The sequence below is a fragment of the Sphingomonas sp. BGYR3 genome (assembly GCF_025153455.1).
Taxonomy (GTDB): domain Bacteria; phylum Pseudomonadota; class Alphaproteobacteria; order Sphingomonadales; family Sphingomonadaceae; genus Sphingomonas.
In genome coordinates, this window is sequence record NZ_JANZNT010000001.1 from 57,345 (window position 1) to 70,868 (window position 13,524).

The following is a 13,524-nucleotide window of genomic DNA, read 5'->3' on the forward strand; positions in this document are numbered from 1 at the left end:
TCTCGATTAAGGGACATCGTAACATCTGATACGATCCGCCCGGCGCCGTCCGTGCGGACGAACCACAGGAGAGTTGCGTTGAGCCTGCCCGAGTTCGATTTCGCGCTTGGCGAGAATGCCGACATGATCCGCGAGAGTGTTCAGCGTTTCGCCGCTGATCGCATCGCGCCGCTGGCAGTCCGCGTCGATGCAGAGGACTGGTTCCCGCGTCAGGAACTCTGGCCGGCGATGGGCGAACTCGGCCTCCATGGCATCACGGTGGCAGAGGCGGATGGCGGCCTTGGCCTCGGCTATCTGGAACATGTCATCGCGTGTGAGGAGATCAGCCGGGCGTCCGCCTCCGTTGGCCTCTCCTATGGCGCGCACTCCAACCTCTGCGTCAATCAGATCGCGCGCTGGGCCTCGCCCGAGCAAAAGGCGAAATATCTGCCCAAGCTGATTTCGGGCGAACATGTCGGCTCGCTCGCCATGTCGGAATCCGGTGCGGGCAGCGATGTCGTCGGCATGCGGCTCAAGGCTGAGGCGGTCGATGGCGGCTATGTGCTGAACGGCACCAAATTCTGGATCACCAACGCCACCTATGCCGACACGCTGGTCGTCTATGCCAGGACGGGGGAGGGGTCGCGCGGTATCACCACCTTCCTGATCGAACGCGGCATGGCCGGGTTTTCGGTGGGGCAGAAAATCGACAAGATGGGGATGCGCGGCTCGCCGACGGCGGAACTGGTGTTCGACGACTGTTTCGTCCCCGAATCACAGGTCATGGGCCCGCCCAATGGCGGTGTCGGCGTGCTGATGAGCGGCCTCGACTATGAACGCGCGGTGCTTGCGGGGATTCAGCTGGGGATCATGCAGGCGTGCCTCGACACCGTCCTGCCCTATGTCCGCGAACGCAAGCAGTTCGGCACCCCCATCGGCAATTTCCAGCTGATTCAGGCCAAGGTCGCCGACATGTATGTCGCGCTCAATTCCGCCCGCGCCTATGTCTATGCCGTCGCCCGGGCCTGCGATGCCGGCCGCACCACGCGCTTCGACGCGGCCGGCGCGATCCTGCTGGCATCCGAAAACGCCTTCAAGGTGGCGGGAGAGGCGGTTCAGGCGCTGGGCGGGGCCGGGTATACCAAGGATTGGCCCGTCGAACGCTATCTGCGCGATGCCAAGCTGCTCGACATCGGCGCCGGCACCAACGAAATCCGCCGGATGCTGATCGGCCGGGAACTGATCGGCGCATGACCGCCCCCGTCCTGCCCACCGCCGTTCAGCCCGACAGCGAGGGGTTCCGCGCGAACACCGCGCACAACCGTGCGCTGGCGGAAAAACTCCGCGCCGACGTTGCCCGTGCCGCGCTTGGCGGCAGCGAGTCCGCACGGGCCAAGCACAGCGCCCGCGGCAAGCTGCTGCCCCGCGACCGGGTGGAACGGCTGCTCGATCCCGGCTCGCCCTTCCTGGAAATCGGTCAGCTTGCGGCCTTTGACCTTTATGACGGCGAAGTGCCCGGCGCCGGCGTCATCGCCGGCATCGGCCGCGTTTCGGGGCGTCAGGTGATGATCCTCGCCAATGATGCGACGGTGAAGGGCGGGACCTATTTCCCGATGACCGTCAAAAAGCATCTCCGCGCGCAGGAGATTGCGCTGGAGAACCGGCTGCCCTGCATCTACCTTGTCGACAGCGGCGGCGCGAACCTGCCGCATCAGGCGGACGTGTTCCCCGACCGCGACCATTTCGGCCGCATCTTCTTCAATCAGGCGAACATGAGCGCGCGCGGCATCCCGCAGATCGCCTGTGTGATGGGCAGCTGCACGGCGGGCGGCGCCTATGTGCCCGCCATGTCCGACGAAACCGTCATCGTCCGCAATCAGGGGACGATCTTCCTCGCCGGCCCCCCGCTGGTGAAAGCCGCGACGGGCGAGGAAATCAGTGCCGAGGATCTGGGCGGCGGCGACCTGCACGGCCGAAAATCGGGCGTGGTCGATCATGTCGCGGAAAATGACGAACACGCCCTCACCATCGTCCGCGATATCGTCTCCTACCTCCAACCTCCCCGGAACGGGGAGGGGGACCATGCGCAGCATGGTGGAGGGGTAAAATCCCCCCGCGCGCCGAAATACGCGGCGGACGATCTGTACGGCATTATCCCCCAGGATGTCCGCGCGCCCTATGACGTGCGCGAAGTCATCGCCCGGCTGGTCGACGCGTCAGAGTTTCACGAGTTCAAGGCGCTCTATGGCACCACGCTTGTCTGCGGCTTTGCCCATATCTGGGGGATTCCGGTCGCCATCCTGGCGAACAACGGCGTGCTGTTCAGCGAGGCCGCGGTCAAGGGCGCGCATTTCATTCAGCTTGCGCAGCAACGCGGCATCCCCCTCCTGTTCCTGCAAAACATCTCCGGCTTCATGGTTGGCGGGAAGTATGAGGCAGAGGGGATTGCCAAGCACGGGGCAAAGCTGGTCACCGCCGTCGCCACCGCCACGGTGCCAAAGATCACGGTGCTGATCGGCGGCAGCTTCGGCGCGGGCAATTACGGCATGTGCGGCCGGGCCTATTCGCCCCGCTTCCTGTTCACCTGGCCCAATGCCCGGATCAGCGTGATGGGCGGGGAACAGGCCGCCAGCGTGCTCGCCACCGTCCACCGCGACGCGGATAACTGGACGCCCGAGCAAGCCGAGGCGTTCAAGGCCCCGATCCGCCAGCGGTACGAGGATGAGGGCAATCCCTGGCACGCGACCAGCCGCCTTTGGGACGACGGCATCATCGATCCCGTCCAGACCCGCGACGTGCTGGGCCTCGCCCTCGCCGCAACGCGCGAAGCCCCGGTCGCCGACACCGGCTTCGGCATCTTCCGAATGTGATCGGGATCGACGACAATAAACCTCCCCGGAACGGGGAGGGGGACCATGCGCAGCATGGTGGAGGGGTCTTCGCCACCACGCGCGAAACCATCCGCATGGCGCGCCGCGAGCGCCGATCCGGCAACCCGCCCGAAATACTGCTTTGGCGCGCGCTGAAACTCAGGCCGGGGGGCTTCAAGTTCCGGCGGCAACATCCGATTGGTCCCTACAGTCTCGATTTCGCCTGTCTCAGCGCCCGGCTTGCCATTGAAATCGACGGCGAAGCGCATGGTCGCGGCGATGCTCCCGACAAAGATCAGGTGCGCGACACGGCGCTGATGGCTCACGGGTTTCGCACCCTTCGCATCCCGGCGCGCGATGTGATGCAAACGGTGGACGACGTCGTGGTCGCCATCGTTACTGCGTGCCAGGCCGCTGGACCCCTCCACCATCCGCCGATGGCGGATGGTCCCCCTCCCCGTGCCGGGGAGGTTTAGGGATGCCCTGTCCTACACGCGCCCTGCACGGTAATCTGCGGCCAATGACCGCCAACCCTTTGATGCATCGGGATAACCCAACCACGCCGCGCCCGCCCAACCACCGTCAACCGCGCCCACAAACCGGGCCATTTGTGTCAAAACTGTCAAATCTCATCGGGGCCAACCCATGATCCAATCCCTCCTCATCGCCAACCGGGGCGAGATCGCCTGCCGGATCATCCGCACCGCACGGGCCATGGGCATCCGCACCGTCGCGGTCTATTCCGATGCCGATGCCAATGCGCTCCATGTCCGTCAGGCGGATCAGGCGGTGCATATCGGCCCGTCGCCCGCCCGCGAAAGCTATCTGGTGGGTGACAAGATCATCGCCGCTGCAAAGGCGACCGGCGCAGAGGCGATCCACCCCGGCTATGGCTTCCTGTCCGAAAATGCCGAGTTTGCAGAGGCGGTGACCGCCGCCGGGCTGATCTGGGTCGGGGCGACACCCCATTCGATCCGCGCCATGGGCCTGAAGGACGCGGCGAAGCGGCTGATGGCGGCCGCTGGCGTCCCCGTCACCCCCGGCTATCTGGGCGAGGACCAGTCGCCCGAACGCCTGCATGCCGAAGCCGACGCCATCGGCTATCCCGTGCTGATCAAGGCGGTGGCCGGCGGCGGCGGCAAGGGGATGCGTAGGGTAGAGGCGAGCGCCGACTTCCCCGATGCGCTGGCCAGCTGCAAGCGAGAGGCCGCGTCCAGCTTTGGCGACGACCGCGTCATCATCGAAAAATACATCCTGTCGCCCCGCCATATCGAGGTGCAGGTGTTCGGCGACACCCATGGCAATGTCGTCCACCTGTTCGAGCGGGATTGCTCGCTCCAGCGCCGCCACCAGAAGGTGATCGAGGAGGCCCCCGCACCGGGGATGAGCGCCGAAGCGCGCGACGCGATCTGCGCCGCCGCCGTCCGTGCGGCCCAGGCGGTGGACTATGTCGGGGCGGGCACCATCGAGTTCATTGCCGACGCCAGCGACGGTCTGCGCGCCGACCGCACCTGGTTCATGGAAATGAACACCCGGCTTCAGGTCGAACATCCGGTGACCGAGGAGATCACCGGCGTCGATCTGGTCGAATGGCAACTCCGTGTCGCCAGCGGTGAACCGCTCCCAAAGCGGCAGCAAGACCTGTCGATCAACGGCCACGCCATCGAAGCACGGCTCTATGCGGAGGACCCGGCCAAGGGCTTCCTGCCGAGTGTCGGGCGTCTGGATTATCTGGATTTAGGCAAGTCTGGACGTGTCGAAACTGGCGTCGAGCAAGGCGACGCCATTTCATCCTTTTACGATCCGATGGTGGCAAAGTTGATCTGCCACGGCAAAACCCGGCATGCCGCACGCACGGGGCTAACGGCCGTTCTCAATGATGTTCAGGTTTTTCCGGTTAAGACGAATGCTGGCTTTCTGAGACGACTGTTAAGTCTGCCCGAGTTCGTCAGCGGCGCAATCGATACCGGGCTGATCTCACGGATCGGTGAGGTCATTACGGAACAGCCTGTGTCAGACGCCGTGCTGCTGGCTGCGTTGAGTTGGCGGCTTGAGACCTACATGGCTGCCGAAGCAGCGGGTGATATTGCGATGGCGCCGGAAGCATTGTTCGGCTTTCGGCTCAACCGGCCGCGAGCGCCCGCGCATCTGCCATTCACCATGAACGGGGCGCATCACGTTGCTTACGCACTGCCAACCCGTACCCGCGCGGATTGGGAATGGGCGCTTACAATTGATGGCAGAATCGATCTCAAAGCGGAGACACTGCCGACAACGTATGGACCGTCGGCAGAAGACAACCCTTGCGGTCCGGTCATGATATTCGACGGTGGCGACGCCTATGAGGTTCGATTCGGCGCCGACCATGATGCTGCCGGGATTGGAACAACCGCAGACGGTGCCATCCTAGCTCCCATGCCGGGCCGGATCACCGCCGTCGAAGTTACCGCCGGCCAGTCCGTCGCCAAGGGCCAGCGCCTGCTGACGCTGGAGGCGATGAAGATGGAACACGCGCTGACCGCGCCGTTCGACGGGACGGTGGCCGAACTCAACGTCGCCGAAAACGGTCAGGTGACGGAGGGGGCCGTGCTGGTCCGCGTGGAACGGGCAGGGGAATAGGCGCTGGTTCAAATCTCGACACGAACCACCAAGTCTGGCTAGGCGAGCGTCATGCAGGACCATTACGACATCGCCATCGTCGGGGCGGGCCATGGCGGCGCCCAACTCGCCATTACGCTGCGCCAGCGCGGATATGACGGGACCATCGCCCTGATCGGGGAGGAACCGGAACTGCCCTATGAGCGCCCGCCGCTCAGCAAGGAATATCTGTCCGGTGACAAGCCCTGGGAACGGATGCTGATCCGCCAGCCCGCGTTCTGGGAGGAACGGCAGATCGCGATGCTGACCGGCCGCCGCGTTGTCTCGGTCGATCCAATCACGAAGCAGCTGGCGACCGCTGATGGCGCATCCATCGGCTATGGCCAGCTTGTCTGGGCGACGGGCGGTGCGCCCCGACGGCTCGCCTGCGACGGGGCCGATCTGTCGGGCGTGTTCACCGTCCGCACCCGCGCCGATGCCGATACGATGATCGCCGCCCTGCCGGGGGTGGAGCAGGTCGTGGTGATCGGCGGGGGCTATATCGGTCTGGAGGCGGCGGCAGTACTGACCAAGCTGGGTCGCCGCGTCGTCCTGATAGAGGCGCTGGACCGCGTGCTCGCCCGCGTCGCTGGCGAACCGCTTTCGCGCTTTTTCGAGGATGCCCACCGCGCCCACGGGGTCGACCTCCGCCTGAACAGCGCCGTTGCCTGCATCGAGGGGACGGATGGCCGGGCGACGGGCGTCCGGCTGGCCGATGGGGAAATCATCCCGGCGCAGATGATCGTCGTCGGCATCGGCATCGTGCCGGCCGTCGAACCGCTTCTGGCCGCCGGGGCGCAGGGCGGAGCGGGGGGCGTGCTGGTGGATGGCGAATGCCGCACCAGCCTGCCCGACATCTTTGCGATCGGCGACTGCGCCGCCCATGTGAACCGCTTTGCCGCGGGCGAAGCGCCGATCCGGCTGGAATCGGTTCAGAACGCGCATGATCATGCCAATCTGGTCGCCCGCCTGCTGACCGGGGATACGGGGCTTTCCTACGATGCCGTCCCCTGGTTCTGGTCGAACCAATATGACCTGAAGCTGCAGACAGTGGGCCTCTCCACGGGCCATGACACAACGGTCACCCGTGGTGATCCGGCCGGCGGGCGCTTCTCCCTGATCTATCTGCGACAAGGTCGGGTGATCGCACTCGACTGCGTCAACATGACGAAGGACTATGTTCAGGGGCGCAAGCTCGTCGAAACCGGGGCCGTCGTTCCGCCCGATCGGCTGGCAGATGCCGATATCCCTCTGAAGGAGGTGATCGCGGCAGAATAGGATTGTTTCGATCGTGATGCGACCAGCTGTGCCAATATGCGTTGGGCCGACATGAAACGACTTTGGTTCATCACCAATCCCGGATCGGGCACGACCAGCGCCGAAAAGTGCGAGGCGATCGTGGCGGTCTTCGCGGAACGCGGCCTGACGCTTGCCGGGCGCACCGATTTTCCGGAACAGGCCATGCCGACGCCGGACGATCTGGAACGCGATGGCATCGACACGATCGTCCTGTTCGCCGGTGACGGCACCATCAACACCGCACTTTGTGCCCTGCATGACTGGGATGGCGGCTTCCTGATCCTGCCCGGCGGCACGATGAATCTGCTGGCAAAGGGGCTGCACGACAGCCTTGACCCCGCGGCCATCATCCATGCCGCGCATGAGGGGGCGCGCAAGGTTGCACTGCCCTGGGTCGATACCGATGCCGGTCGCGCCTTTGTCGGCCTGATCCTTGGCCCGGCGGCGCAATGGTATCGGGCGCGGGAGGGGGCACGGCATCGCCGCTTCGGTCAGATGTTCGCCGCCATCCGCTATGCCTGGCGTCGCACCTTTGGTCGGGGCATCCGGGTGCGCGGTGTGCCGGGCATGGACGACAGCTATCAGGCGGTGTTCGTCCGGCCGGACATGGAGGGGCTCGACGTTGCCGCGATCGACGCGCGCGACTGGCGCTCGATCATCGACCTTGGCTGGAACTGGCTGACCGGCGAATGGGTCGCCGCCCGTCCGGTGACGCAGCAGATCGTGCGAGAAATGCGCGTGGCGGGCCGCCGCCCGGCTCTTGCCCTGTTCGATGGCGAGCCGGTTTCCCTGCCCGCCGGCGCCCCGATCCGATGGGCGATCAGCACCGAACGGTTCCTGTCCACCAAAGACGCCGGGGCCGCAGGATGATCCGCCTGTTCCACGTCAGCGACCTCCATTTCGGGCGAGAGGATCGGGTGGCGCTGGACTGGTTCGCCCGCGCGGTCGCGGCAGAGGCGCCCGATGCCGTCGTCATGACCGGCGACCTCACTCAGTCCGCCCGGTCACGCGAATTTGCCGCGGCCACGGAATGGCTTGAGGGGCTGGGCGTGCCCGTCACGGTAGAGGTGGGCAATCACGACCTGCCGATGCTGAACCCGGTGGCGCGGATGACCATGCCCTACCGCCGCTTCCTCAAGCTTGAGCGGCTGATCGAGCGGCCACTGCAGATCGAGGGGGTGGCCATCGTCCCCCTGCGCACGACCGCCCGGTTCCAGTGGCGACTGAACTGGGCAAAGGGTCATGTGTCGCGCCGTCACCTGGCGCAGGCGGTCGCGCATCTCGGCACACGACCGCAGGGCGCGGTGTCGCTGGTCACCGCCCATCATCCGCTGGTCGAAGCTGGGACGGTGATGAACGCGCGCACCCGCCGCGGGCCGGAGGCGCTGGCCGCGCTGGCCCGTGCCGGCGCCGATGCGGTGCTGACCGGCCATGTCCACGACCCGTTCGACATTCCGTACCGGCTGGAGGGGCGGACCATTCGCCTGATCGGCGCAGGTACCCTGTCGGAGCGGCTGCGCAGCGAACCGCCCAGCTTCAACGAACTGCGCATCGACCGCGGCGAAATCCAGAGCCAAATCCGCCGGATGACGTAAAAAAGGCGCCGGGAAGTTTCGTTCCCGGCGCCTCTCTGTCAGCTTGGATCGGTGGATCAGTAAGCGATCCGGGTCGCCTCGATCTTCATGGGCTTCAGCATCGCCTGAACGCTGTCGTCCCCGGCCAGATGGCCTGCGCCCACCGCCATGAACACCGTCCCCGGCTTGGCCATCCGCCCCTTGATCCAGTCCGCCCAGCGCGCGTTGCGATCGGCAAAGATCACCTTGTGCATCTCGGGCGATTCGGCATCGAATTGTTCGATCAGCGCCGCCAGTTCGTCGGGCTTGCCCGCCTTCCACAGGGCGAGCATCTGTTCCAGCACTTCCTGCGTCTTGTTCCGCTCGTCGATCAGGCCGACCAGCATGTCCATCTGCGCCTTTTCGCTCATGCCGTCGAAAAATCCGAACTGCTGTTCGACAGTCTCGACGCCGCTGATCGGCTTGGATGCCGACTTGGCCGCGGCAGTCAGCGTGGCCTCGGCGCCATTTTCCGGGCTGAACCCGATCTTTGGCATCATGATCTGCATGATCGACATGGACGCGAACCAGGGGTCCAGACGGTCCAGCGCCTCGGCCGGCAAGCCCAGCTCCTTCAGCATTTCGGCATAGGCTGCGCGCTTTTCGGCCGGCAGCTTTTCGGTCAGCGACGGGCCGGTCATGTTGACGCCCTTTTCCATTACGATCTGCTGAAGCTTCTGAGCGTCTTCCGGTCCGGGCATGACGATTTCGAGGACCAGCTCATCCGATTTGTCGAACGCGGATTTCACCGCTTCGTCAAACCAGGACAGGCCCGGCTTCAGCGCATGGACGGTGCCGAACAGATAGATGGTCGTATCCTCGTCCTTGACCACCCACAGGGCGGGGTCCGCGTCCTGCGTGGCTGCGGCGGGAGCGGCAGGCGCGGCCTGCTGGGCGATGGCGGGCGGGCAGTAGGCAAGCGTCAGGGCGACGCCGGTGTTCAGCAGCGTACGAAGCATCGTCATTCTCCAGTCTTACGGTTTGTTATCACGGCCGCACCCGTCAGGGGCGGAACTTCTTTCAGAGATCGCCAGGTCCAGCTCAGGCGGCGCTGGCGGGCACGCTGGGCCAGTTCACCGACGCCCGGTGCCGGATCGATGCGGTCAGTCGCCATGTGCGGCATCCCCCTCATCCTCGAAAATCTCCTCGATCCGCATGTCGAACAGACGGCCGATCCGGAATGCCAGCGGCAGGGAAGGGTCGTATTTCCCGGTTTCGATCGCGTTCACGGCCTGACGCGACACGCCCAGCCGACTGCCCAGTTCCGCCTGGCTCCAGTCGCGTTCGGCGCGCAGGACTTTCAGCCGATTTTTCATTCACCCCTCAACGATCCTTCCGGTGTCGTTATCCCCTGACCATATGTCAGGTGACGCTGACTAAATGACAGCGAGCCATGTCCATGTCAACAACCCATGACATATTGCCATGGAAAGGCGACACCCGGGCATGGCCGGTTTGTCCAACGCGTTGAGAAATCGGGGATTGCGCGTGACCGGCAAACCGGTCGATGGTGGCAATAGTGCCCTGCATATTTGCGAGGGCGAAGCAATCGGGGTGCAGGGTCGATGGCAACCAGGACAGTGCGATTCGCGGGCGCCAGCGGGGCAATGCTGGCGGCTTCCATCGAAATGCCGATTGGCCCGGTGCGAGCGATCGCGCTGTTCGCACATTGTTTTACCTGCACGATGCGCAGCCATGCCGCAACCCGCATTTCAACCGCACTGGCCGCACAAGGCATTGCCACGATGCGGTTCGACTTCACGGGACTGGGTGGCAGCGAGGGGACACTGGCCGAGGCTGGGTTCGCTGCGGATGTCGAGGATCTGGTCGCGGCGGCAGACTATCTTGATGAAACGCTGGGCGCGCCTTCCATTCTGATCGGCCATTCGCTTGGCGGCGCGGCGGTGCTGGCGGCGGCGGCACGGATTCCGTCGGTGCTGGCGGTCGCAACCATCGCCGCGCCCTTTGATCCGGCGCATGTCCTGCACCGGATCGACGGCGATCTTGCCGCGATTGAGCGGGACGGGGCGGGGCCGGTGACGATCGCGGGCAGGCAGTTCACGATCAGCCGCAAGTTCATCCATGGGGTGCGGGATACCGATCCGGCGGCAAGCATCGCTGCACTGGGGCGTGCACTGCTTGTGCTGCACAGCCCGACGGACGAACTGGTCGGCATCGACAATGCCCGGCAGATTTATGAGGCCGCGCGCCATCCCAAAAGCTTCGTGACGCTCGACCGGGCCGATCATCTGCTGACCGACCGGGTGGATGCCGCGTACGTCGCAACGATCATCGCCGCCTGGGCGATGCGCTACCTGCCCGTTCAGGCAGATCCGGTCGATCTTGAACCGGGCGAGGTGCTGGTCGGCAATGGCGATGGCCGCTTTGGCACCAGCATCCGGACGCGCGACCACCACTGGCTGGCCGACGAGCCGGAGGCGGTGGGGGGCGAAAACGCAGCGCCGGGTCCCTATGACCTGCTGCTCGGCGCATTGGGCGCGTGTACCAGCATGACGGTCAAGCTGATCGCGGATCGCGAGGGGATCCCGCTTGAACAGGTGACGGTCCGGTTGCGGCACGAGCGCAACCATGAACATGACAGCGAAATGGCACCGGCCGATCCATCCGCGCGGATGCAGGCGATCTGGCGCACCCTGTCGCTGCACGGCACGATGACCAGGGAGCAGCGCCAGCGGCTGATCGAGGTTGCCGACAAATGCCCGGTGCACCGAACGCTGACCGGCGAACTGCATATCCACACCGATATCGCGGACTGAGCCGCCAGCGCCCCCTCGCGCATCGCTTCATCGCCTGCTAGGGCTGCGGTACGATGCCGAGTGACCTGACCGATCCCTTCAATCACATTATCGACCATCCGTTCGACAGTGCGCTGTCCGAACGCTATCTGGTCTATGCGTTGTCGACGATCACGGCGCGCTCCCTGCCGGATGTGCGCGACGGGTTGAAACCGGTGCATCGGCGCCTGCTCTGGGCGATGCGTCAGCTCCGCCTCGATCCCAATCAGGCGTACAAGAAATCGGCCCGCGTCGTTGGCGACGTAATCGGCAAATATCACCCGCATGGCGACCAGTCGGTCTATGACGCCATGGTGCGCCTGGCGCAGGATTTCGCGCTTCGATATCCGCTGGTCGACGGGCAGGGCAATTTTGGCAACATCGACGGCGATAATGCCGCCGCCTATCGCTATACCGAGGCGCGGCTGACGCAGGTCGCCATCGACCTGATGGCGGGGCTGGACGAGGATGCGGCCGATTTCCGCCCCACCTATAATGGCGAGGAACAGGAGCCCGAACTGTTCCCTGGCCTGTTCCCCAATCTGCTGGCCAATGGTGCGGCCGGCATCGCGGTCGGCATGGCGACCAGCATCCCGCCCCATAATGCTGCCGAAATCCTGGACGCCGCCATTGCGCTGATCGACAATCCCGACGCCGATGTGCTGGACCATGTGCGCGGCCCCGATCTGCCCACGGGCGGCCAGATCGTGGACAGTCCGGCGATGATCGCCGAGGCATATGCCACCGGTCGCGGCGGCTTTCGCGTGCGGGCGCGCTGGTCGGTGGAGGAACTGGGCCGGGGCACCTGGGTCGCGATCGTCACCGAAATCCCGTACGGCGTGCAGAAGGGCAAGTTGATCGAACAGATTGCGGCGCTGATCAACGACCGCAAATTCCCGATCCTGGCCGATGTGCGCGACGAAAGCGCCGAGGATATCCGCATCGTGCTGGAACCGCGCAGCCGGACGGTCGATGCTGCGATGATGATGGATGGCCTATTCCGGCTGACCGATCTGGAAAGCCGGTTTCCGCTCAACCTCAATGTGCTGGACAAGGATCGCACGCCGCGCGTGATGAGCCTGGCTCAGGCGATCCGGGCCTGGGTCGATCATCAGTTCGTGGTGCTGCGCCGCCGGACCGAACATCGGCTGACGCGGATTGCCGACCGGATGGAACTGGTTTCCGGGTACATCATCGCCTTCCTCAATCTTGACCGCGTGATCGAGATCATTCGGACCGAAGATGAGCCAAAGCCGGTCATGATGGCCGAGTTCGACCTGACCGATCGTCAGGCCGAGGCGATCCTGAACATGCGGCTTCGTTCCTTGCGAAAGCTGGAGGAGATGGAGCTGCGCCGCGAGCGGGAGGCGCTGGAAAAGGAACAGGCGGAGCTGAACCTGCTACTCGGCAGCGAGGCTCGGCAGCGGACCCGGATGAAGCGGGACATGGCTGCGATCCGCGGACGTTATGGCCCCGACACCGAGCTTGGCCGCCGCCGTACCGTGATCGAGGAAGCGGCCGCGGCGCGCGAAATCCCGCTGGAGGCGATGATCGAGCGCGAGCCGATTACCGTCATCCTGTCGCAGCGCGGCTGGATCCGGGCGATGAAGGGCCATGTCGATCTCGGCTCGTCCGACGCGCTGAAGTTCAAGGAAGGCGACGGCCCCCGTCTGGCGTTTCATGCTCAGACAACGGACAAGCTGCTGCTCGCATCCGATCGGGGCCGGTTCTACACGCTGGCGGCGGACAAGCTGCCCGGTGGCCGGGGCTTTGGCGAGCCGGTGCGGCTGATGATCGATCTGGAGGGCGAGATTGCGGCGCTGCTGCCGGCCAGCGCGGGCGAACGATTGCTGCTGGCCGCCAGCGATGGCCGCGGTTTCGTCGTGCGTTCGGCCGAGGTGCTGGCCGAAACGCGCAAGGGCAAGCAGGTGGTGACTCCGCGTGCCGGTGCCACCCTTGTGGTCGTGCGGCCTGTCGGGCCGGATGACGATTATGTCGCGGTGATGGGTGATAATCGCCGGTTGCTGGTCTTTCCCCTGTCCGAACTCGCCGAAATGACGCGGGGGCAGGGTGTGCAGCTTCAACGGTACCGGGACGGCGGGATGGCCGATGCCCGCACCTTCCGGTTTGAACAGGGCCTCAGCTGGACGATGGGCGGCGAACAGGGGCGGACGCGGACCGAATCCGACCTTGGCCCCTGGCGCGCAGCACGCGGCGCGGCAGGTCGTTCTCCGCCGACCGGATTTCCCAGGGACAACCGGTTTGGCTGAATGGGCGGGCTTCAGGCCGCTTTAACCATTTAACGCTAACAGGGCATGGTGATGAACCTGT

Annotated in this window: 11 protein-coding genes; 9 read left to right on the forward strand and 2 right to left on the reverse strand. The window is 65.1% G+C overall.

Annotated elements, in window-relative coordinates; genetic code table 11:
- Positions 1-123 precede the first annotated feature (123 nt).
- From NYR55_RS00260 to NYR55_RS00290, 7 genes are all read left to right on the forward strand, one after another.
- Positions 124-1,233 carry an acyl-CoA dehydrogenase family protein gene (locus NYR55_RS00260; RefSeq protein ID WP_279338695.1) on the forward strand — a complete coding sequence of 370 codons (1,110 nt, stop codon included), beginning with the start codon at positions 124-126 and terminating at the stop codon, positions 1,231-1,233.
- Positions 1,230-2,849: a carboxyl transferase domain-containing protein gene (locus tag NYR55_RS00265; RefSeq protein WP_260019254.1), complete on the forward strand. Its 1,620-nt coding sequence runs from the start codon at positions 1,230-1,232 to the stop codon at positions 2,847-2,849. Before NYR55_RS00260 ends, NYR55_RS00265 begins: the two co-directional genes overlap by 4 nt.
- Positions 2,846-3,325 (forward strand): DUF559 domain-containing protein, encoded by a 480-nt coding sequence (locus tag NYR55_RS00270; protein ID WP_260019255.1) that lies wholly within the window; start codon positions 2,846-2,848, stop codon positions 3,323-3,325. Before NYR55_RS00265 ends, NYR55_RS00270 begins: the two co-directional genes overlap by 4 nt.
- A gap of 169 nt (positions 3,326-3,494) precedes the next feature.
- Positions 3,495-5,468, forward strand: coding sequence for an acetyl/propionyl/methylcrotonyl-CoA carboxylase subunit alpha (locus tag NYR55_RS00275; protein ID WP_260019256.1), 1,974 nt, complete (start codon positions 3,495-3,497; stop codon positions 5,466-5,468).
- Positions 5,469-5,519: 51 nt separating this feature from the next.
- Positions 5,520-6,764 carry an FAD-dependent oxidoreductase gene (locus NYR55_RS00280; protein ID WP_260019257.1) on the forward strand — a complete coding sequence of 415 codons (1,245 nt, stop codon included), beginning with the start codon at positions 5,520-5,522 and terminating at the stop codon, positions 6,762-6,764.
- 51 nt (positions 6,765-6,815) lie between these two features.
- The gene (locus NYR55_RS00285; protein WP_260019258.1) at positions 6,816-7,655 is read left to right on the forward strand and encodes a diacylglycerol kinase family protein; all 840 of its coding nucleotides are present in this window, start codon (positions 6,816-6,818) and stop codon (positions 7,653-7,655) included.
- Complete coding sequence (locus tag NYR55_RS00290) at positions 7,652-8,380, forward strand: metallophosphoesterase (protein ID WP_260019259.1); 729 nt, start codon at positions 7,652-7,654, stop codon at positions 8,378-8,380. The genes NYR55_RS00285 and NYR55_RS00290 overlap by 4 nt, the downstream gene beginning before the upstream one ends.
- Before the next feature lie 56 nt (positions 8,381-8,436).
- On the opposite strand, the gene NYR55_RS00295 is transcribed toward NYR55_RS00290, so the two are convergent.
- Both NYR55_RS00295 and NYR55_RS00300 read right to left on the reverse strand, forming a co-directional pair.
- Positions 8,437-9,357 carry a TraB/GumN family protein gene (locus tag NYR55_RS00295; RefSeq protein ID WP_260019260.1) on the reverse strand — a complete coding sequence of 307 codons (921 nt, stop codon included), beginning with the start codon at positions 9,355-9,357 and terminating at the stop codon, positions 8,437-8,439.
- A gap of 144 nt (positions 9,358-9,501) precedes the next feature.
- Positions 9,502-9,714, reverse strand: coding sequence for a helix-turn-helix transcriptional regulator (locus tag NYR55_RS00300; RefSeq protein WP_260019261.1), 213 nt, complete (start codon positions 9,712-9,714; stop codon positions 9,502-9,504).
- Between the two features lie 249 nt (positions 9,715-9,963).
- Between NYR55_RS00300 and NYR55_RS00305 the strand changes: the two genes are divergently transcribed.
- Positions 9,964-11,175 carry a bifunctional alpha/beta hydrolase/OsmC family protein gene (locus NYR55_RS00305; protein WP_260019262.1) on the forward strand — a complete coding sequence of 404 codons (1,212 nt, stop codon included), beginning with the start codon at positions 9,964-9,966 and terminating at the stop codon, positions 11,173-11,175.
- Between the two features lie 53 nt (positions 11,176-11,228).
- Complete coding sequence (gene parC, locus NYR55_RS00310) at positions 11,229-13,463, forward strand: DNA topoisomerase IV subunit A (RefSeq protein WP_260019263.1); 2,235 nt, start codon at positions 11,229-11,231, stop codon at positions 13,461-13,463.
- The last annotated feature ends 61 nt before the right edge of the window (positions 13,464-13,524 follow it).